This window comes from Pseudomonas sp. DL, from assembly GCF_047199225.1.
GTDB classification, from domain to species: Bacteria; Pseudomonadota; Gammaproteobacteria; order Pseudomonadales; family Pseudomonadaceae; genus Pseudomonas; species Pseudomonas aeruginosa.
The window spans coordinates 2,557,876-2,578,589 of the sequence record NZ_CP178323.1 but is presented as its reverse complement, the minus strand read 5'-3'; the positions used below and the strand labels follow the sequence as shown (position 1 = coordinate 2,578,589).

General features: G+C 63.8%; 14 protein-coding genes and 2 tRNA genes. 3 read left to right on the top strand and 13 right to left on the bottom strand.

The annotated features are described in order from the left end of the window. Positions 1-31: 31 nt before the first annotated feature. Both kynA and ACI766_RS12255 read right to left on the bottom strand, forming a co-directional pair. Positions 32-898, bottom strand: a complete 867-nt coding sequence (gene kynA / locus ACI766_RS12260; RefSeq protein WP_003160422.1) for a tryptophan 2,3-dioxygenase — start codon at positions 896-898, stop codon at positions 32-34. Between the two features lie 324 nt (positions 899-1,222). Continuing rightward, complete coding sequence (locus tag ACI766_RS12255) at positions 1,223-1,813, bottom strand: NAD(P)H-dependent oxidoreductase (protein ID WP_012614078.1); 591 nt, start codon at positions 1,811-1,813, stop codon at positions 1,223-1,225. A gap of 423 nt (positions 1,814-2,236) precedes the next feature. On the opposite strand from ACI766_RS12255, the gene ACI766_RS12250 reads away from it, so the two are divergent. Continuing rightward, positions 2,237-3,277 (top strand): hypothetical protein, encoded by a 1,041-nt coding sequence (locus ACI766_RS12250; protein WP_003102461.1) that lies wholly within the window; start codon positions 2,237-2,239, stop codon positions 3,275-3,277. Between the two features lie 391 nt (positions 3,278-3,668). Here ACI766_RS12250 and ACI766_RS12245 read toward each other — a convergent pair. The 8 genes from ACI766_RS12245 to pqsH all read right to left on the bottom strand — a co-directional run bounded on the left by ACI766_RS12245 (position 3,669) and on the right by pqsH (position 12,988). Then, a tRNA-Cys gene (locus tag ACI766_RS12245) sits at positions 3,669-3,742 on the bottom strand. A 289-nt stretch (positions 3,743-4,031) separates the two neighbouring features. Continuing rightward, the gene (locus tag ACI766_RS12240) at positions 4,032-4,565 is read right to left on the bottom strand and encodes a ProQ/FINO family protein (protein WP_003099002.1); all 534 of its coding nucleotides are present in this window, start codon (positions 4,563-4,565) and stop codon (positions 4,032-4,034) included. 90 nt (positions 4,566-4,655) lie between these two features. After that, complete coding sequence (locus ACI766_RS12235) at positions 4,656-7,634, bottom strand: ATP-binding protein (protein ID WP_087823731.1); 2,979 nt, start codon at positions 7,632-7,634, stop codon at positions 4,656-4,658. 654 nt (positions 7,635-8,288) lie between these two features. Beyond that, positions 8,289-8,364 (bottom strand) — tRNA-Gly (locus ACI766_RS12230). Positions 8,365-8,432: 68 nt separating this feature from the next. Beyond that, positions 8,433-8,993 (bottom strand): CDP-diacylglycerol--glycerol-3-phosphate 3-phosphatidyltransferase, encoded by a 561-nt coding sequence (pgsA, locus tag ACI766_RS12225; protein ID WP_003090349.1) that lies wholly within the window; start codon positions 8,991-8,993, stop codon positions 8,433-8,435. A gap of 33 nt (positions 8,994-9,026) precedes the next feature. Continuing rightward, entirely contained in the window at positions 9,027-10,853 is a 1,827-nt protein-coding gene (gene uvrC, locus ACI766_RS12220; RefSeq protein WP_003097551.1) for an excinuclease ABC subunit UvrC, read from the bottom strand. Then, positions 10,854-11,498: a UvrY/SirA/GacA family response regulator transcription factor gene (uvrY, locus tag ACI766_RS12215; RefSeq protein ID WP_003090351.1), complete on the bottom strand. Its 645-nt coding sequence runs from the start codon at positions 11,496-11,498 to the stop codon at positions 10,854-10,856. It abuts the gene before it with no gap. Positions 11,499-11,839: 341 nt separating this feature from the next. Next, the gene (pqsH, locus tag ACI766_RS12210) at positions 11,840-12,988 is read right to left on the bottom strand and encodes a 2-heptyl-3-hydroxy-4(1H)-quinolone synthase (RefSeq protein ID WP_003119987.1); all 1,149 of its coding nucleotides are present in this window, start codon (positions 12,986-12,988) and stop codon (positions 11,840-11,842) included. Between the two features lie 617 nt (positions 12,989-13,605). Between pqsH and ACI766_RS12205 the strand changes: the two genes are divergently transcribed. Beyond that, positions 13,606-14,634, top strand: a complete 1,029-nt coding sequence (locus ACI766_RS12205; protein WP_003097554.1) for an AraC family transcriptional regulator — start codon at positions 13,606-13,608, stop codon at positions 14,632-14,634. 15 nt (positions 14,635-14,649) lie between these two features. Here the strand turns inward: ACI766_RS12205 and ACI766_RS12200 are convergent, their stop codons facing one another. The 3 genes from ACI766_RS12200 to vqsR form a co-directional block, all read right to left on the bottom strand. Further along, positions 14,650-15,864, bottom strand: coding sequence for an MFS transporter (locus ACI766_RS12200; protein WP_003113355.1), 1,215 nt, complete (start codon positions 15,862-15,864; stop codon positions 14,650-14,652). A gap of 10 nt (positions 15,865-15,874) precedes the next feature. Beyond that, the gene (locus ACI766_RS12195) at positions 15,875-18,529 is read right to left on the bottom strand and encodes a TonB-dependent receptor (RefSeq protein ID WP_023087248.1); all 2,655 of its coding nucleotides are present in this window, start codon (positions 18,527-18,529) and stop codon (positions 15,875-15,877) included. Between the two features lie 119 nt (positions 18,530-18,648). Continuing rightward, positions 18,649-19,455 carry a transcriptional regulator VqsR gene (vqsR, locus tag ACI766_RS12190; protein WP_003097562.1) on the bottom strand — a complete coding sequence of 269 codons (807 nt, stop codon included), beginning with the start codon at positions 19,453-19,455 and terminating at the stop codon, positions 18,649-18,651. Between the two features lie 152 nt (positions 19,456-19,607). Between vqsR and ACI766_RS12185 the strand changes: the two genes are divergently transcribed. After that, entirely contained in the window at positions 19,608-20,711 is a 1,104-nt protein-coding gene (locus ACI766_RS12185) for a polyamine ABC transporter substrate-binding protein (protein ID WP_003090368.1), read from the top strand. Positions 20,712-20,714: the final 3 nt, after the last annotated feature.

Below are 20,714 nucleotides of genomic sequence, written 5' to 3'. Positions count from 1 at the left end.
GGCGCAGGCGGATGCTGCGCCTCATCCGGTACTACAGGTTGGAACGGAGCCGCCACAGTTCGGGGAAGAGGATGGTATCGAGCATGCTGCGCAGATACCCCACTCCCTCGGTTCCGCCCGTGCCGGGTTTGAAACCGATGATGCGCTCCACCGTGGTCACGTGACGGAAGCGCCACTGGCGGAACGAGTCCTCCAGGTCGATCAGTTTCTCCGCCAGCTGATACAGGTCCCAGTAGCGTTCCGGCGCCTGGTAGACCTGTCGCCACGCCGCCTCCACCGAGGCCTCGTAACAGGTGCCGGCCGCCGCGTCCCGGGCGAGCCGCTCCTGGCTTACCGGCAACCCCTGGGCGGCCATCAGGCGGATCGCTTCGTCGTATAGCGACGGCGTATGCAGGGCCTGCTCCAGGGCCGCCAGCAGCTCGGCACGGTGAGCATGGGGCTTGAGCAGGGTGGCGTTCTTGTTGCCGAGGATGAATTCGATCTCGCGGTACTGGTAGGACTGGAAACCGGAAGACTGGCCCAGGTACGGGCGGATGGTGTTGTACTCGGTCGGCGTCATGGTCGCCAGCACCGCCCAGGCGTGTACCAGCTGGTCGAAGATCCGCGAGACCCTGGCGAGCATTTTCAGCGCCGGACCGAGCTTGCCTGACTTGACGTGCTCCCGGGCGGCCCGCAGTTCGTGGAGCATCAGCTTCATCCATAGCTCCGAGGTCTGGTGCTGGATGATGAACAGCATTTCGTTGTGGTCGGGCGAAAGCGGGAACTGGGCGTCCAGGACCTTCTCCAGCTTCAGGTAATCGCCGTAGCTCATCGCATGGGTGAAGTCCAGGGCGGCGTTATGCCACTCAGCCTCTCCGTCCGTTTCTCCCTGGGTCTGGGAGTGAGGGCAAGGACACATGTGAATCTCCTGAATTCGGCGGCAGGCGTCGGAAGTCGATGAGCGACCTGCCGGCAACGTTGTCGGGGGTGGCTTCGACACGGTCGAAGCGCGCTCATTTTACGATGCGCCCATTCGAATATTCGTGCAAAGCATCCTTTCCTGCCCGTCCCCGATGAAATCTAATTCGACGGATCGATGGAAAAATCGAATTTCGGATCACTCGCGGGTCGTGGCCGAGAAAAGCCCGGATAGCGGATCCGTGACCATTAGGCCTCGTCCCGAGAGCCTGGATTTCGACCCGCCACTCCATCCAGCGAAGCGACACGAGGCTCGCCGTCGAACTCAGCCGGCGCGCCCGAACACCCTGTCCAGGTGCGCCTGGTAGGCAGCGACGGTAGCCGGGACGTCCGGGCGCTTCATCACATCCACCGCGAGGAACGTCGGCAGGCCGGACATGCCGAGGAACTGGTTGGCCTTGTGGAAGGGGAAATACACCGCATCCACGCCTTTCCCTTCGAAGAAGTCGCTCGGATCGTCGAACGCCTGCCGTGGTGCATTCCAGGTCGCCGAGATCATGTAGCGCTTGCCCTGCACCAGACCGCCGCTGCCATATTTCTGCGTGCTGTCGGAGCGGGTACGACCGTCGTTGGCATAGAGGCTGCCGTGTCCGGCCGTGAAGACTTCGTCGATGTAGCGCTTCACTGTCCATGGCGCGCCCATCCACCAGCCGGGCATCTGGTAGATCACCACGTCGGCCCAGAGGAACTTGTCCACCTCCGTCGGGATGTCATAGCCACCGTCGATGAGGGTCTGGCGCAGGTCGAAGCCACGGCGGTCCAGATGGGCCAGGGCGGTTTCGTGCAGGGTCTGGTTGAGGCGACCGTCGGAATGGGCGAAACGCTTTCCGCCGTTGAGCAGGAGAATGTTTTTCATGGTGTTCCGTACATGCTGGAACCGCAGCGGAGATGCCTGCCGATCCCGGGTTGAAGAGAGCGGCAGGTTAGATAGGCGCAGGGAACGGAAAAAGTCGTTCGGCGGTAAAACAGATTTGATCCGCACTCACGAATCGCCAGAAGAGCTGGGATGCGCGTCTTCATTGCGCCCCCACGCAGCCAGCCCTCGATGACCGGCACGAACTCTACCCGCAGCGAGCCATCACCAACGCAGTACGCACTGGCTCGCCAGCATTCGAACGCATGTGAGTACCCAGGATTGCAGCAACAGGCTGTGACGCGCTCGACTCAAACGCTCCTTCCTACGCGCGGGACGAACGCTCCTTGGGAATCCGCAAGGAGTAGATTAGGATTCTTCCCGCACTCGCCTTAAGTCATTGGCCCGTATAGATAAGGATATCTCATGAAAACCATCGCTCGGCGTCTGAGCCCCTTCGCGATCCTGCTCCCGGCAAGCCTGTTGTCAGCCTGCGCCTCCCTAGGCAACGCCGGACTCGGCGGCTCCCAGCAGAACCCCACCAACCAGCTCCTGAACATGATCGATGAGGCTACCCGCGAAGGTATGTCCGTGGTGCTGGTACCGGCACTCATGCCCAACAAGAGCGTGACGGACCTCTCCAGCTACTCGCATCGGGTCATATTCAAGAATAAGGACGTGCCCGGGATCGCCTACATGCAGGCCTTTGCCAACAACGACCTGGAGAAGATCAAGGAAGCCGTCTATCTGTGGGACTTCCTCGAGGTCAACATCGTCCCGCCGGGAACCTACCTGCTGTCCGGAGGGATCGACTACAAGATCGACAGCACCCTTGCCCAGATCAAGGCGCCAAAGGGGCAGCCGGCTGCCAGCCCACTTGGTTCGGTGAACCTGTCCGCCGTGCTGTATCGCCGGTTCGTGAAGGAGAACTACTGGCGCGACGCCTCCTATGCAGATAAAACCTACACACAGAATGTCTGCAGCGCCGTGCACATGGCCTCCGGCCAATGCGTGGGCTGGACCGAGCAGCAATACAGCCAGCGGGAAATGGTCTCGGATGCCGGTTGGGCCGAAGGCACGAAGATCGAGGACGTTCCCTCCATCAAGCTGCAAGCGCAGATACCCGACGCCTATGCCCCGCTGTCCTTCACCATTCAGCCTGGGCAGATCCTGCTCAGCGATCGGTTCCACTTGAAGACCCCGGCCGTGAGCTATGACAGGAAGACCTGCAAGGCCGTGGACACGCAAAACATCAAGTGCGCCTTGCAGGATATCCAGGTCTTCATGAGGCCAGCGCCCATGGAGCTGACGAAAAGGTTCATCGATCGCGAGCAGCCAAGGCTGGATGAAACGGGCCGCCAGGTGCTCGCGCGCATCCAGCCGATGAAAACCGAGATACTCGGCGAAGCAGGCATGGAAGACCTGACCTGGGGCCTGCCGGTTTCCTTGAAACGCAAGGCAAGATGAAACGGGCCCTCCGCCGAGCGCCTTCCGCTCGCGGTCGCCACAACGGTTGATCGATAGAGGCCCGGAAGGCAGGCGGCAGGACAGACCGGCTCGGCTGGTCATGTTCGATGACGACCAGCCGATGACCGACCCAGACCGGATCTTGCGTCCAGATGAAAGCCGCGCACGGGGCTGGATTGCAGGCAACGGCCGAAAACGTGACAGGTGCTGGGGTACTCCTCGGACACTCCGGGAAAGTAGCAATTACGGAGCGGTTATCGGGAAAGGGAGGCGGTTGCGAGACCGTAAAAGTATGAAAGCGTTATGGGGGCACCCCAAGGAACTTGCTTCAGCAATACCGGACAGGAAAGAAAAAAGCCCCGTAACTCACTGAGCTACGGGGCTTTCCTGTTGGAGGCTGAGGTCGGAATCGAACCGGCGTTCACGGATTTGCAATCCGGTGCATAACCACTCTGCTACTCAGCCTTTGAGCGAAGCGACATGCGTTTGGCATATCGCTGAAATTTCTTTCCTGGCGCGATTTTGAACTTATAACCCTTTGATTTCAAAAGATTTTTAGCTCACCCATCGCTGGAATGGACGCAATTATGGACGGATTCGCCGAGCTTGGCAAGCGCTCTACGAAAAAAACTTTGCAGATCAGGCTATTGCGTAGCACAAGCCGGGAGAAACGGGCCCAGACGTCCGCGAAATGGGCCCGCAGCGACCGGCAACCGAGGAGCGCGCCAGGATCCGACGCGCCCTGCCCCGGCGATCAGTTCGCCTCGGGGCTCGCTTCGGTTGCGGGCGCTTCAGGCGTCGGCGCCTCCGTGGCGGCCGGCGCTTCGCCACCCGCCTGTGCACGCTTGGCGCGCTTCTCGCGCATCTGCTCGCGCTGCCGGCGAGACGCCTGCCGCCGCGCATACACCGCCTGCTCGGCGGTTACCTTGCCGGCAACCTGGCCTTGCAGATCCAGTCGCGGCGCATCTTCCACCATACAACTCCAGTAGCGGCTGCCCTGGCACCAGGTGGCGATGGCCTGTTTCAGTTGTTCGGCGGTGATTCCCAGTAGTTCGAGGTGCTGCTGCGCATCCTGGAGAATACCCTGCTTGAGCGGAACCTTGGCCGCGGGACTTTTCGGAAACGCCAGCGGAAAATGCCGTTGCAGCCTCCAGATAGCCTCGACTCCCGGCTCGACGGCTTCACGTTTCTTCGCGCGTCCCGCGGAGCTTTTGGTTTGAGCCGGTTTCGCCTGCGCCGCCTGTGCGCGCAGACGGTCTCTCAGCTCGGCAAGTTGTTCAAAACCCATCGTTCGCTTCACTAGTGCTGGTTCATTTCTGCGAGAGATTACCCGATACATCCGCTCGCGGCACGCAAAACGGCAACCAGTCGGGCACTTTCATTGCGAATCGACGCTCGTAGGCATGAGCGGCTCTCCCCCGTTCAGCGCCCGAGCGAGCTCATCGAGCGTAGTCGGCTTGAACAGGACCCGGTCCATGCCGGCAGCCAGGCAACGCTCCAGCGCATCCTTCTCGGCGCTGGCGGTAAGCGCTATCACCAAGCAGCGACGCCGACCGCCAAGGGCCTCTTGCGACCGGATACGTCGCGCCAGCTCGTAGCCATCCATCCGCGGCATCATGCCGTCGGTAATCACGACATCGAAGTCTTCGCCCTGCCAACGTTCGAATGCTTCCTCGCCATCTTCCGTGGAGGTCACCCGGTGCCCAAGGCTTTCCAATTGCATGGTCAGGGTCAGCCGATTGAACGGATGGTCTTCCGCAAGCAAGATCGAGAGCGCCCTTGCCTCTTTCTGCTCCTCGACCTCGGCAACTCCGGAACGCGCTTCGCTGGACTCGCTGGGCGGAGGCCCGGTCAGCGGAAGATCGAACTCGACCGAGAAGCAGGAGCCGTTGCCCAGTTCGCTGCGCAGGCTGATCTGGCCGCCCATCAGGTGCACCAGGCGTCGGCTGATGTACAGCCCCAGGCCGCTGCCGGACGCCTGGCCAAGCGCAGGAGAGCCGACCTGCGAGAATGGCCGGAACAGCCTGGCCTGGTCCTCCTCCGAAATACCGAGGCCGGTGTCGCTTACCTCGAGCAGCAAATGAAGCCTCTCCGCCTCGCGCCGCCCCACCGCCCGCACCGTTACCCCTCCGCGCTCGGTGAACTTGATGGCATTGCCCAGCAGGTTGAACAACACCTGCTTGAAATGCAGGGGATCCACCAGCACCCAATGCTCGAGATCCCCGTCGAGTTCCAGTGCCAGGGAAAGATTCTTCTGCCGCGTCAGCCCACCAACCAACGGCAGGATTCCTCTGATCAACTCGCCAGGAAGCACTGGTTCGGGAGCTGAATCGAACCGACCGGATTCGATCCGCGACAAATCGAGAATATTGCCCAGCAGAAGCAGCAACCCCTGGGCCGCCTCCTGGGCAATGCTCAGCGAATCTAGGTCCAACACGCCCTTCTCGCCCTTTTTCAGCACCAGTTCCTGCAGGCCGATGACCGCATTCAATGGCGTGCGGATCTCGTGACTCATCGTCGAAAGAAACACGCTCTTGGCACGGTTGGCAGCGTCGGCTTGCTCTTCTGCCTGGCGGGTCTTGCGCACCTGGCGCATCAGGTAGAAACCCCAGATGAGGGAGATGGAAATCAGTACGCCGAACAATCCGCCGATCTGCAGAATCTTGCTCCGGTGATCGCGCCAGAAGTCCGCCCCTCCCTTGGCGAAGCGAGGCTCCCAGCGGTGGAGGATTTCCGCCACTTCTTCCGGAGCGATCGCCACCTGGGCCTTCTCCAGGATGCCCCGCAGCTCCGGCTGGTTCCTCGCCACGCCGATGCTGATCGGGATGGAGAGGTCATCGAGGATACCGACGACCTGGATCCGGTTGTCGAAATGCTGGGCGGACAGATAGCGACCGGTATAGTCGCTGCTGATGGCGGCCTCGCTCTGGCCGGCGTCTACGCTGCGCATGGCGGCGAGGAAGGTCGGATAGACCTGGAGCTTGATCTCCGGGTGCTCGCGTCGAATGAAGTCGTTGAGAAAGTAGCCAATCGTCGTCGCCAATCGCTTGCCCGCCAGGTCCGCGAGGCCATGGACACGCCCCACCCTTTCATACCGGCCACCCTGGCGGGCGCCCATCAGCACCGTGGTGCTGCGTAGATAGGGCGTCAGCACTTCGAGGCCGGAATCGAAGCGCTCCGACGAAGGCATGGTCGGCGTAACCAATGCCTCCCCCGCATCCAGTCGGCTTTTCGTCTCGACGAAGTTGCGTGCTCCAGTGAAGGAAAACCGCAGGCCACTGCGCTTGCCGATCAGGTCCAGATAGTCACGCCCGATACCACTCAGCCTCCCCTCGTTATCCAGTTGCCCGAGCGCGCCAAGGGAATGGTTGATCACCACCGGCACGACCGGGTGCGCGGAGAGCCAACGCTGCTCCGCCGGCGACAGCGTCACCCGGGGCTCGTCGAAGCGCAGGCGCCGCCCGGCGCTCCAGCTGCGCAACAGTTCGTCGCCGTAGCGCCCGCTAATATGCGGCAGGGCGCGATCGATGAGCGCGAGCAGAGGTTCGTCACCTGGCCGGAGCAGGAAACGGAAACCCTGGCTGTCGATGGGTGCGAAGTTCTCGATGCGCAAGTTCAGCAGGTAATGGGTCTGGATGAGGTAGTGCGTGGAAACTGCGTCCCCCAGCACGCCATCGACATCCCCCATGCTCAGCGCTTCCAGGGCAAGCTGCGGCGAGTCGAACCAGATGATCCTGCTGTGCGGATAGGCAGCCTTGATACGTTCGGCGGGAAGATAGCCCTTGACCGTGGCCAGCCAGGACTCCGCCTGCGAATCGAACGGGGCACCGCTGGAAGACACCAGTACCGGCCGGTCGGAAAGATACGCAGCGGATGCCAGCAAGCCGTGTTGTCGGGCCTCGACCTCGCTACCGACGCCAAGCAGGTCGATCTCCCCTTGCGACAACGCGTCGATTGCCGCCTGCCGCGACGGAAAGTCCCTGACGCGCAACGGCCGCTCGAACACCAGGGCCAGGTAATCGGCCGTGAAGCCCTTGTAGGAGCCTGCGTAGAAGATGGACAACGGCGGATAGTCGGGGGAAACCACGCCTACCGTCAGCGGCTCCCGTGCATCCAGCCACTGCCTGGCTCGTTTATCGAGCCAGGGACGCATCGTTGTCGTCGTACGCCCATCCGGCAGGATGGATTCGGCTTCGACGGGCAGCGGCTGCAGAGCGATCAGCAACAGGCAAAAGACCGCGGACAGCAACGACCTTGTCAGCATGTCGAGTCTACGATGGCAAAGTTCTCCGGCCGGACAGAAAGCAGCGCATCCGCGACCCGGAGCCTGCGGATACATCGGCAACGATGCCGCCATGTTAGCAGGTAGATGGATACTTTTCCCAGGAACCCACGCCTGTCGACACTCGCTCTGGCAGCCGCCTTATGCCCGGCTCGCGAAAACCCTCGACTCTTTCGCGTCGCCGGCTAGATCGATGAAGCCGCTTGCGATGACGTGCGCACTGGCCGTGGCATGCCTGCACTCGAAAGCCCAGTTCGAGCCGCACATCGCCGAGGGCAACTGGTAGCGTGCTGGAAGGTTGGTGCGATCCATTCCCGGGCTATTACCTCCATCACCCAAGTCAGAGGCAACCTTCGCCGACCTTCTCAGTGGTCGTCGAAGCGCTGCGATACCGAAGCGCTGGCCTTGGGACGGCTCGGTCGAACGTGGCAGCCAAAGCAACAGGCGCACGAAGGCGGTCCAAGGTGCAATGAATCGAGCCCCCCTGGAGTGCGACAGCCACACTTCTGATGTGCCGAGGCAGCATCTTGCGGCAAGCCGCCTCGCTGGCGAGACGAAGGGCTTCGCGAAACGTACGGCCCCGGTCGCCGGGAAAGCGGCAAGGAGAACCGCCCCTCGGCGCGGACGCTCCACGAACGGGTACGGGACTTGGAGGCGGAACGAAAAAAGGGCCCGAAGGCCCTTTCTCAATGATCTACAGACTTCATTGGAACTCTATAGATCTATATTTGGAGCGGGAAACGAGACTCGAACTCGCGACCCCGACCTTGGCAAGGTCGTGCTCTACCAACTGAGCTATTCCCGCATCGTCTTGGTGACGGGCGCCATTCTATAGCATCGCGGCGCCGTGTCAACTCCTTGATTCAAAAAAGTTTATTTCTCTTTCGGGGTGGTCGACAGATGCGGCCATGCGGCCAGCAGGTAGTGCACCATGGACCACAGGGTCAGCGCCGCGGAGATGATCAGCAGCACGTAGCCGAGAATCACCCAGAAGGTCATCAGCGGCGGATTCGCCAGGAGAATGACCAGCGCCAGCATCTGCGCCGCGGTCTTCCACTTGCCCAGGTTGGACACCGCGACCTGCGCCCTCGCCCCCAGTTCGGCCATCCACTCACGCAAGGCGGAAACCACGATCTCGCGGCCGATGATGATCACCGCCGGCAGGGTCAGCCACAGGTTGGCGTGCTCTTCCACCAGCAAGACCAGCGCAACCGCCACCATCAGCTTGTCCGCGACCGGGTCGAGGAAGGCGCCGAACGGCGTGCTCTGGCCGAGGCGCCGGGCGAGGTAGCCGTCCAGCCAGTCGGTGGCGGCGGCCAGGGCGAACACGGCACTGGCGGTCAGGTAGCTCCAGGACGTCGGCAGATAGAACAGCAGAATGAAGATCGGAATGAGCAGGACGCGCAGTAACGTGAGCAGATTGGGGATATTCATCGGACCATCTAGGCTGCGAGGTGAGCCGGCATTCTACTCGCTGTGCAGGACGGCATAAATCTGCTCGGCAAGCTTTTTACTGATACCGGGGGCTTTGGCCAGTTCATCGATACTCGCCCGCGACAATTCCTGCAACCCGCCGAAATGCTTGAGCAGGTCGCGCCGACGTTTCGGGCCGACGCCAGGGACGTCCTCCAGCGTCGACGTCCGCCGTGCCTTGCCGCGCCGCGCACGGTGGCCGGTGATGGCGAAACGGTGCGCTTCGTCACGTATCTGCTGGATCAGGTGCAGCGCCGGCGAATCGGCCGGCAGGGTGAACTCGTGGGAGGCATCGTTCAGGTAGAGGGTTTCCAGCCCCGGCTTGCGGGTCACGCCCTTGGCCACGCCGAGCAGGATCAGACCGGCGACCGCCAGTTCCTGGAGCACCTCCTGGGCCATGGCCAATTGCCCCTTGCCGCCATCCACCAGGAGAATGTCGGGCATCTTCCCTTCGCCGTCCTTCAGGCGACTGAAGCGGCGGGTCAGCGCCTGGTGCATCGCCGCGTAGTCGTCGCCGGCCGTGACGCCTTCGATGTTGTAGCGGCGATAGTCCGATTTCAGCGGCCCTTCCGGGCCGAACACCACGCAGGAAGCCACGGTAGCCTCGCCGCTGGAGTGACTGATATCGAAGCACTCCAGGCGTTGCGGCGGCTCCGCCAGGTCGAGCGCCTCGGCAAGGGCTTCGAAGCGTGCCGCCACATGCTGGCGGTTGGCCAGGCGTGCGCCCAGGGCCTGTTCGGCGTTGGTCACCGCCAGTTGCTGCCAGCGGGCGCGGGTACCACGCACCCGGTAGCTGATCTCCAGTTCGCGGCCTCGCGCTTCGGCGATCGCCGAAACCAGCACCGGGAAATCCTCGTGCGTCACGTTGACGATCAACTCCGCCGGCAGGTCGCGCTCCTGGTGGCTGAGATAGTACTGGCCAAGGAACGCCAGCAGCACTTCGCCCACCTCCTCCTCGATCGCGACCTGCGGGAAGAAGTTCTTGCTGCCCAGCACCCGCCCGCCGCGTACGCTGATCAGGTGTACGCAAGCGCCGCCAGGGGTGACGATGGCGGCGACGATGTCGACGTCGCCGTTGCCACCTTCCATGCTCTGCTGGTCCTGGACCCGCCGCAGGATCGCCACCTGGTCGCGCAACTCCGCCGCCTTCTCGAAGTCCAGGCGCATCGCCGCCTGCTCCATGCCGACGTTCAGCTCGTCGGCCAGCGCGTTGCTCCTTCCTTCGAGGAACATCACCGAGTGGCGCACGTCCTCGGCGTACTCCTCAGGACTGACCAGCCCCACGCAGGGCCCCTTGCAGCGCTTGATCTGGTATTGCAGGCAGGGCCGCGTACGGTTGCGGAAATAGCTGTCCTCGCACTGGCGGACGAGAAACGCCTTCTGCAGCAGGTTGAGGCTCTCGCGGATCGCTCCCGCGCTCGGATAGGGACCGAAGTAACGCCCCTTGCGCTTCTTCGCGCCACGGTGCAGGGACAGCCGCGGATACTCGTCCTCGCTGGAGAGGAACACGAAGGGATAGGACTTGTCGTCCCGCAGCAGGATGTTGTAGGGCGGCCGCCACTCCTTGATCAGCGTCTGCTCCAGCAGCAACGCCTCGGTTTCATTGGCGGTGATGGTGGTTTCCACCTGGGCGATCCGCGCCACCAGCGCAGCGGTCTTCGGCGCCAGGCCGGACTTGCGGAAATAGCTGGCCAGGCGCTTCTTCAGGCTCTTCGCCTTGCCCACGTAGAGAAGCTTGGCGTCCGCATCGAACATGCGGTAGACGCCCGGACGATTGCTGCAGGTAGCGAGGAAAGCGCTTGCGTCGAAAACGGCGCTCATCTAGCTGGCGGCATCGACCATGCCGTGGCGGACGGCGAGCAGCGCCAGCTCCACGTCGCTGGTGATCGAGAGCTTCTCGAAGATGCGGTAGCGATAGGTATTCACGGTCTTCGGCGACAGGCACAGCTTGTCGGAGATGCTCTGCACCTTGTGGCAGTTGGCGATCATCAGGGCGATCTGGATCTCGCGCTCGGACAGCGAATCGAAGGGGGAATCGTGCTGCTGCGGCTGGAAGGACTTCAGCGCCAGTTGCTGGGCGATCTGCGGGCTGATATAGCGCTGGCCGGCGAAGACCTGGCGAATCGCCTGGACCATTTCCTCCAGCCCCGCGCCCTTGGTCATGTAGCCGGCGGCGCCGGCCTGCATGAGGCGGGTGGGGAACGGATCCTCTTCGCAGACGGTGACTACCACGACCTTGATGTCGGGCTGGCTGCGCAGCAGCTTGCGGGTTGCCTCCAGGCCGCCGATACCGGGCATCTTCACGTCCATCAGGACGACATCCGGCTTCAGTTCGCGGGCCAGTTTCAGACAGTCTTCACCGCAGTCGGCCTGGCCGACCACTTGCAAGCCTTCGATGTCGGCCAGCATGCGGGTAATACCGGTGCGTACCAGATCGTGGTCGTCGACCACCAGCACCTTAATCACGCTGCACCTCGTCGCGCATTAGCAGACAACCGCCCACACGGGCCCCCAGGAGATTTCGGCAACCTTAACAGAAAGCCATCCCATGACCTAGCTTGGCGCAAAGGCGTCATAAATCAAGCGTCATGGAAACATCATTCGACGGCATCGAACGGGCGCTGCGAAGTATACCGCCAGCCCCCGGCGAGCGGCAGACCGGATCGCAGCAAAAACCGGCGAACCTGTGGAGAGCCCAGCGACGCCGGGCCTGGTAAAGCGCAAGCGCCCTGGTTGCCCGGGACTTCTCCATAGCGACCATCGCCGAAGTCGAAAACAGGCGACCAAGACGCCACTGGCACCGGCGGCTACTGCGCGGCCATCTCACCGACACCGGTGAAAAGACGCTGGTGGAGGCGCCTGCGACTGGCATTCGGCACCAGGCGAACGAGGGTATTCCTCAGCCAGACGCTCCAGGGCGATTCCCATTGACCAAGGCGGCCGACGATCCAGGATTGCTTCCTGATGAACTCGATCCGCGCCTCGCGTTGCTGCTGGAACAGGATCAGCGTCTCGGCGCGCGGCGCCAGACACCACAGGCGCGCCAACAGGAAGGCGTCCTCCAGGGCCATGGCCGCGCCCTGCCCCAGGTTCGGCGTCATGGCGTGTGCGGCGTCACCGATCAGCACTACCCGTCCGCGGCACCAGGAGGCGCCGGCCAACTCCTCGAGGTCGTTGTGCACCAGCGTGGTGGCGCTCGGTATGAGCCGGGCGATGCTCGCGCCGATGCCGTCGAAGTCCGCGTAGTGGGCGGCCAGCCGTTGCGGGGTTACGAAGCCCTCCTCGTCCTCGGGCTCCTCCCGGCGCACCTTCAGGGTCGCGTAGACATACATCTCGCGCGGGCTGATCTGGATGAAGCCGAGGCGCTTGCCGTGCCCCCAGACCTCTCCCGCCAGCTCGGCGTCCTCCAGCCGATGGGGAACGACCAGGCGCCAGCAGGTTTCGCCGGAATGACGCAAGGTCGCCTCCGGCCAGACATAACGTCGCACGCTCGAACGAATGCCATCCGCACCGACCACCAGCGAACAGTCGTGGACAGTGCCGTCGCTCAGGGTCACGCGTTCGTGGTCGAGTCCGTCGAGGATCTGCACGATGGAGACCCCGACCCGAATGCGCGATTCATCCAGCCCCTCCAGTAGCGCCGCATGCAGCTCGTGGCGCTGCAACGCCAGGCCGCCGCGGGAACTCCCACCCAGACTGGAAGGCATCGACATCAGCATCGAACCGTCGTGGGCGTATACGTTGATGCCGGCCAACGGCATGCCACGGCGGAACAGCCGGTCGAGATCCAGGGTGCTGGACAACGCCGTCAACGCATTGCTCGCCAGGGTGATGCCGGTACCGATGGGCCTGATCTCGCTGGCCCGCTCGACCAGCAGCCAGTCGATGCCTGCCTTGGTGAATTCGCGCGCCAGCGCCAGGCCGGCGATCCCGGCCCCCTGGATAAGAACGGTCATCCGTTGCTCCTTAGCAGCGGCATCCGTCGCGACTTCGCGCGGTCGCGACAGGCCTGCCCGAGACGATGAAAATGTCCATCCTAGCCGCCCCGGACAGCCCACCGACCCTATCAGAAGATCGAGTTGACCCTGCTCGCCGACACCTCGCCGCTCGCTTTTCCTGTCCTCCAGGCCACCGGGAGTCCGGCGCGCCGGGAAGGCAAGCGAGGCCCGGGCACGGCACGCGTGGCCGGAAATCCCCGCTAGCCGCCGCCCGCCGCGGCGCTACGGTTTTCCTTGGCCAGCGGCCTCCCGAGCGCCGGCAAGCGGCGATGGCGCCTGAAGCTCAGGGCAACCGGCCCGCGCCACCACCGCCCACGACGATCATCCAGGCGCAGCCACCCCGGCGAGAGTGGCCGGGACGGCAGTGCTCAGCCGGGCCACGGCAAGCATGCACGACTGATCGGCACGGCGTCGCGGAGGCGCGGCTATACGCAGACCCCGCTCCTGTCAACCCCTTACGCAAGGTAGTGATTGCCGGAAGCCCAGCGTACGAAAATCAACCGAAACGACATCCGCATGGAATAACGAAGCCCTGACGCCTTCAGGGCGATAGCATCGCGTGCAAGAGGTAACCGATGAGCCCGTCCGAAAACATCCAGTACGATTTCGAGTGGCGACCACTCAACAACTACCTCGCCGTGCAACGCATCACGCCTCCGGACATGCGTCAGGGTTCGGCTGCCGAGCCGCGCCTGCCCAGCGAAGCGCTCTACGAGTGGATCGTGCTGAACGGACGCTCCCCCCTGGAAGGCCTGAGCCTGGGGGAGCACTACCGCCTTTCCGACTACGGCGTCGCCGGGCTGGCATTGCAGAGTGCCGGCACCGTGGGCGAAGCCTTGCAACTGATCAAGACCAACATGCTGCTGTTCCGCAAGGATATCCGCGGGATCGCGGTGCGACGTTCCAGTTGCGACACCGTGGATGTGGATATCGACCTGCAGGACAAGCCGGACTGGCCGCAGTCGGCCCGGCTGTATCACGCCAACGTCCTGGCGTCGGCCGCCTACGCGGTGTTCCGCGACCTGCTGCTGGGCGAGCTGGAACTGGTCCGCCTGCGCCTCCCGGAAAGGAACGGCGACGTGCGGGCATACGAGGAGTATTTCCGGGTGCCGGTGTATTTCGCCGGCGCAGGCATCACCTTCACCCTCCCCGAGGAATTGCTCGAGGCCGAGATCGCCACTGCCAACTCCGCCGTGTTCCAGGCCTCGCTGGCGCTCGGCAGCAAGGCCTTCAACACCCGCGTCACCCGCGAGATGGGCGGCTACCGCCAACGCATCGTGGCACTGCTGGAGGTGCTACAGGACCGCTACCCGAGCATCGCCTGGGTCGCCCGGCAGTTGAAGGTCACCGAACGGACGCTGCGCCGACGGCTCGCCGACGAGGGCACCAACTACCGGGAAGTGCTCGACCTGGTCCGCCACGACAGGGCGCGCCAACTGCTGCGGGACGAGCGACTGCGCATCGAGGAAGTCGCCGAGAGGCTGGGCTACATGGATACCTCCAGTTTTCGCCACGCCTTCCGTCGCTGGACGGGACAGTGCGCCAACGACTATCGCCAGGCCCGCCTCGCCGGCAAGACCGCGCGGCGCCAGGGCGAACGCTAGCCGGCATGATTCCCTTCAGGGCAATTTCTGCGGATAGGGGCGAAAGGCGAACAGGCTGCACGCAGCCAGGGAAAAAGCCGCGAGCAGCACCCATTCGGCCGTCCCGTAGCCTTCGGCGCGGTCGTACAGCCAGCCCAGCAGGTAAGCGCCGAGACTGATCGACAGGGCGAAGGTGAACGGCTGGATCGAACCGTAGATCACACCGAAGCTGCGCAGGCCGAAGTAGCGCATCAACAGGTACTTGGTGGTGCCGCTTTCCCCTCCTCCACCCAGGCCGACCAGGAACACCGCCAGCCATAGACCGCTCGGTGTGTCGCCCACCAGGAACCAGGCCATGCCGAGCACCGCCGCCAGGGCGAAGGGCAACGCCACCCGAGGCGTCGCCACGCGGTCGAGAAGCCAGCCCATCAGCGGCTGCGACAGCATCATGCCGACCCACAACGCCGACAGCGCGGTGCCCGCCTCGCCCCGGGACAAACCGCGCTCCACCAGCATCGGCACGCCATGGGTCATGATCCCGGACATCACGAACACCGCCAGTACCTGGTTGCCCAGCACCAGCCAGAAACTGGCGCTGCGCCAGGCCTGGGGCGCCGTCGATCCGCTCAGCGCGGTTTCCGCTACGGCCGTGCCGGCGGCCACGCCAGCATCCGGCGCTGGCTCGCGGAACAGCCAGGCCAGCAGCGGCAGCGCCAGGCCCAGTTCGAGCACGCCGTAGACCAGGAAAGCGCCGCGCCAGCCCCACGCTTCGAGGCTCTGGTGGCCGACCAGCAGGCCCAGCGGCCCGCCCACCCCGAAGCCCAGGCCTAGCAGGCCGTAGGCCACGCCCAGGCGTTGGCGGAACCAGAGTCCGAGGATACGTCCGTAAGGCAGGTTGCCTGGCGCCAGCAGGCCGATCAGCAGGAACAGCGCGTAGAGTTGCCAGACGGCATTCACCGCCGCCAGGCCGAGCAGCGGCAGCGACAGGGCGGCGGTCAGCCCGAGCATTGTCCGCCGCGCGCCCCAACGATCGATCAGCCAGCCCTTGAGCGGGCTGGTGATGGCGACCGCCAGTCCGAACAGCGTCACCAGCAACGACACCTCGGCGCGGTCCCAGGCGTACTCGGCGCTCATCGGTGCGATGAACAGACTGAAGGTGTTCAGCAGGATGCCGGTGGGCCCGAGCATGATCGCCACCACCGACGCCAGCAGCACACCGCCGCTGGTCGCGGAAAATTCTCGTTGCGCCACGCCTGGCCCTCTAGAAGCGGTATGCCGCGCGTAGGTAGTAGAAGGCGCCGTTGAAGCCGATCTGCGAGGCATAGGTGTCGTAGCGCAGCACGTCGCCATAGGTGGTGTTCTGCGCGGGCAGCTTGTCCGGACGGACGTCGAACAGGTTGTCGGCGCCGGCGGTCAGCGTCAGGTCGGCGCTGAGCCGGTAGCGCGCGGCGATGTCGGTGATGTACTTCGGGTCGTTGACGAAATGGTTGAATTTCTCCGTCGACCAGGCGTCCGGCCCTACCGTGTAGTCGAGTTCCGAGCTGGTCCGGCCGTAGCGCGTCAGGCGCAGGCTGACCTCCCAGTCCTGGCGGCTCCAGGTGCCGCCGAGGGAAACCTGGCTGCGCGGGGTGGAGCTGGTGATCCAGGCGACCTGCTGGGCATTGAGCAGCGGCTCGCCGTTGGCGCCTCGATGGTTCTTGCGCAAGGTGGTGCGGTTGAAGTTGGCCGACAGTTCCCAGTCGACCTGCCCGTACTCGCCAAGCGCGACGAGGTAGTGACCGGTGATGTCGACACCGCGGGTGCGGGTGTCGGCACCGTTGGCCAGGTAGTGGGTACTGACCGTACTGGCACTGGCCGGCAACGAGATCCCCGCCGCGGCCAGGGCATCGATGGCTTCCTGGCCGGAATAGGTGGCGCTGTCGACGATGCGGTCGCGGATGCTGATCTGGTAGGCGTCGATGTTCAGCCCGACGTTTTCCCACGGGCTGAGTACCAGGCCAAGGTTGAAGCTGGTCGACTTCTCCGGTTGCAGTTCGTCGGCGCCGAGCATCTTCGCCGCCGGCGAGTTGGCCGCCAGCAGGCCAAGGGCGATGGTCGGGCCGACGCTGAGGCCGGTGTAGTGCTCCTGGACCAGGGACGGCGCGCGGAACCCGCTGCTTACGCTGGCGCGCAGCGCCACCCGCGGATCGAACTGGTAACGGGTGGCGAACTTGCCGTTGGTGGTGCTGCCGAAGTCGCTGAATTTCTCGTGGCGCACCGCCACGTCGACCTCCCAGGCTGGGGTCAGGGAGGTACCCAGGTCCAGGTAGGACGCCCAGGCGTGCCGCGACCATTGCCCCTCGCTGAGCGGCGAGAGGCCAGCCAGGGATTCCGCCCCGCCGCTGTAGTAGGACGCCGGGTCGCCGGCGTCGATGCGGTAGCTTTCCCGCCGGTATTCCGCACCCAGCGACAACGCCAGCGGAGCAGCGAGGAAATCCAATTCGAATTCCCGCCCCAGGTCCAGGTTGCTGGTCCATTGGCTGTTGCGGTAGCGCGCCAGGTCGAAGCTTCTCGGGCTGTTGCCGGTTTCACGGTAGATCGCCGCGTTCACCGACTGGGTCATGCCGATATCGGGACGGTCGGCGCCGTAGCCACTGCTCAGGTCCCAGTGCCAGGCATCCAGCAGATGCTCGCCGCGCACCCCGGCGAGGAACGCATAGTCGTCCTCGTCGCTGTTCGGGCGCGGCGTGAAGCCGTCCGGATACAGCGTCGGCGCCACCGAAGCCAGGCGATAGTTGGCCGCCGAAGAGGCCTTGCGCCGAGTATAGGTGCCGAAGCCGTACACCTCGATATCGTCGCCCAACCCGAAACCGGAGTTGAGCGCCAACGATTGCCGGTGGAACGCGGGATCGCCCATGGAAATGTTGTCGCGCCGACCGGTGCGCTCATCGATGCCGCTGCGCATCGTGCGCTCCTGCTCGCGATATTCGGCGGTGAGGTTGACGAAGCCGCTATCGCCGAAGGCCAGCCCGATGTTCCCCCCGCCGCCATGGGTGAAGCCGTCGCCGTCGCCGGTCTGCCCGACGTCAGCGGCCGCCGACCCGCCGCTGTCGGCGGACTTGAGGATGACGTTGATCACCCCGGCGATGGCGTCCGAACCGTACTGCGCCGAGGCGCCGTCGCGCAGCACCTCGACCCGCTCGATGGCGTTGATCGGGATGGTGTCCAGATCGACGCCGGTGGAGCCCTTCTCCAGCCCCCCGCTGATATTGAGATTGGCCGTTTCGTGGCGACGCTTGCCGTTCACCAGCACCAGCACATGGTTGGGGCTCAGCCCGCGCAGCGACTGCGTGTGGGTCAACGCCGAGGCGTTGAACGGCTGGGCCTGGCGGGTCAGCGAGGGCAACAGTTTGACCAGCGCATCGCGCAGGTCGACCGCACCGCTGCTGCGTAGCTGGGTAGCGCTGACCACATCGATCGGGCTCAGGCTGTCCTGCGCCTTCACATCGCTCTTGCGCGTGCCGGTGACCACCACGGTGGACAAGGTCGGTGCCACCGCCGCACCTCGCGTCTCCTGCACAGGCGCCTGTCCGCGGCGCAGGACGAAGGCACCGCTTTCGTCCTGCGCGTATGCCAGCCCGCTGCCGGCCAGGGCACGCCGCAAGGCGTCCTCGACACTGAGCCGGCCGCGGATATCCGGTCCGCGCAACCCCGCCACCAGGCGCTGGTCGAAGGCGATCGGCACGTGTCCCTGGCGCACGATGTTCAACAACACCTCGGCCAGTTCGCCGGGCGCTATGTCGAATACCCGGGGCGCCGTGGCCGCGTCGCGCGGCCCACCGTCGGCGGCCTGCACCTCGCCCTGCAGCGCGCAGGCGAGCCCCACCGCACAGAGCATGGGGGTCAACGAACGAGAGGAAAGACGTACATCGGGCATGGTCGAATCGTCCTGGATGGAATTCGCCCATGAGTGCAATCCGACGCCGGCTTTTTCAGCGTCGGGCAATATGAATTTCGCATAACCTTATGCGCCCGGATTCCTCCGCAGGCGGCGCACTAGCGTGCGTCGGCGAGCCGCGGCGCGGGCGGGTTGATCAATAGCGCGAATATCTCGGAGTGGGACTTCACGTTCAGCTTCGCGTAGATGTGCCGGCGATGCACCTTGATGGTGGCGATCGACAGCGTCAGCCGATCCGCTATTTCCTTGTTCGAGTATCCATCCAGCATCAGGCGGATGACATCCGACTCCCGCGCGGTCAGCGGCGATATCAACCCTCTCCAGGGCTGGACTTCCACCTCCGCCGCTGCGATCGGTTTCGCCTCCTCCCTGACCGCATCCTCGAAGTGGATGCGTTTTTTCATCAGCGCGATGACCCACGGGCGAAGCAGCTCGAACAGCGCGATCTGCTCGGCGCCGAAGCGGCTCTCGCTGCCCAACGACAGGCACAGGGTTCTTTCACCATCCAGCGGGACGTTATATTGAACTTCGTCCGTCACCACATAATGCGCAAAGTACGTATTGTAATATTCGGTCGTTTCGAAATCTTCGGAGACGATATCCGCAAGATGAAAAAGCCCGCCGCGCCGACAGTTTCTGGATACCTGGTAGAAAGGATCTTGCAGATAGAGTCCGGTTATATATCGACTGATCAGCGGGTCCGGCTCGACTTCTTCTCTCTCCTCCTCCATGAAGGAAAGAATCAAGGGACTGGAATCGCTGAATATCAGGGCCGCCCAGTTGTCGACGGGGGCGAACTGGCCGAGGGTCTGCGCCAGGATCCGCCAGAAGAACGGCCGGTCCAGCGCTTCGAGCAACTTTCCCAGTGACTCGTGCCAGGCGCCGCCGTGCAATGCGATATCCACACAACTACTCCTCTGGGATTAGTCACTCGGCGTTATGTCATGAAGAGTTCCAATGTGCATAATATCGATGCCTTCGAAGATAGCCACAGGTCAGAACTACCAGTTCTGGTAGGTGCAAAATCCAACTTGTTTCGTTTCGGAAAGGAAATCCAATGAAAAAAGTTTGTGCACTGGCGTTATCGATCCTGACGACGATCGGTGCGACAGCGGCGGACAGTGCATGGGCTGCGCAAACCAGCGTCCATCTTTACAACTGGTATGACTTCATCGCCCCGGAAACGCCCAAGGCTTTCCAGAAGGAAACCGGCACCCGTGTCGTCCTCGACACCTTCGACAGCGCCGAGACCGCGCAGGGCAAGCTGATGGTCGGCCGCTCCGGCTACGACGTGGTGGTGATCACCTCCAACATCCTGCCCGGGCTGATCAAGGCGGGCGTCCTCCAGGAACTCGACCGCGACCGGCTCCCCCACTGGAAGAACCTCGACGCGGACATCCTCGGGAAGCTTCAGGCCAACGATCCCGGCAATCGCTATGCCGTACCTTATCTCTGGGGAACCACCGGGATCGCCTACGACGTGGACAAGGTCCGCAAGCTGCTCGGCCCCGACGCGCCGGTCGACTCCTGGGACCTGGTCTTCAAGGAGGAGAACATCTCCCGCCTCAGCCAGTGCGGCGTGGCCACGCTGGACTCCTCCACCGAGCTGGTGTCCATCGCCCTCAACTACCTGGGCCTGCCGCACAACAGCCAGAATCCCGAGGACTACCAGAAAGCCCAGGAACTGTTGCTGAAGGTTCGCCCCTACATTCGCTATTTCGACTCCTCCAGAGTCGACACCGATCTCTCCAACGGCAACGTCTGCGTGGTGGTCGGCTGGCAGGGCACGGCCTACATGGCCCAGGTCAACAACGAACAGGCCGGGAACGGTCGCCATATCGCCTACAGCATTCCCCGGGAAGGCTCGCTGGTCTGGGCCGAGAACATGGTGCTGCTCAAGGATGCACCGCATCCGCAGCAGGGTTATGCGCTGATCGACTACCTGCTGCGTCCGGAGGTCATCGCCAGGACCTCCAACTACGTGGGCTATCCGAATGGCAACCAGGCGGCGCTGCCGCTGGTAGAGCGGAAGCTGCGGGAAAACCCGGCGGTTTACCTGAGCAAGGAAACCATGGCGACCCTCTTCCCGCTGGAAACCCTGCCACTGAAGGTCGAGAGAATCCGTACCCGGGTCTGGAGCCGGGTCAAGACCGGGAGCTGACAC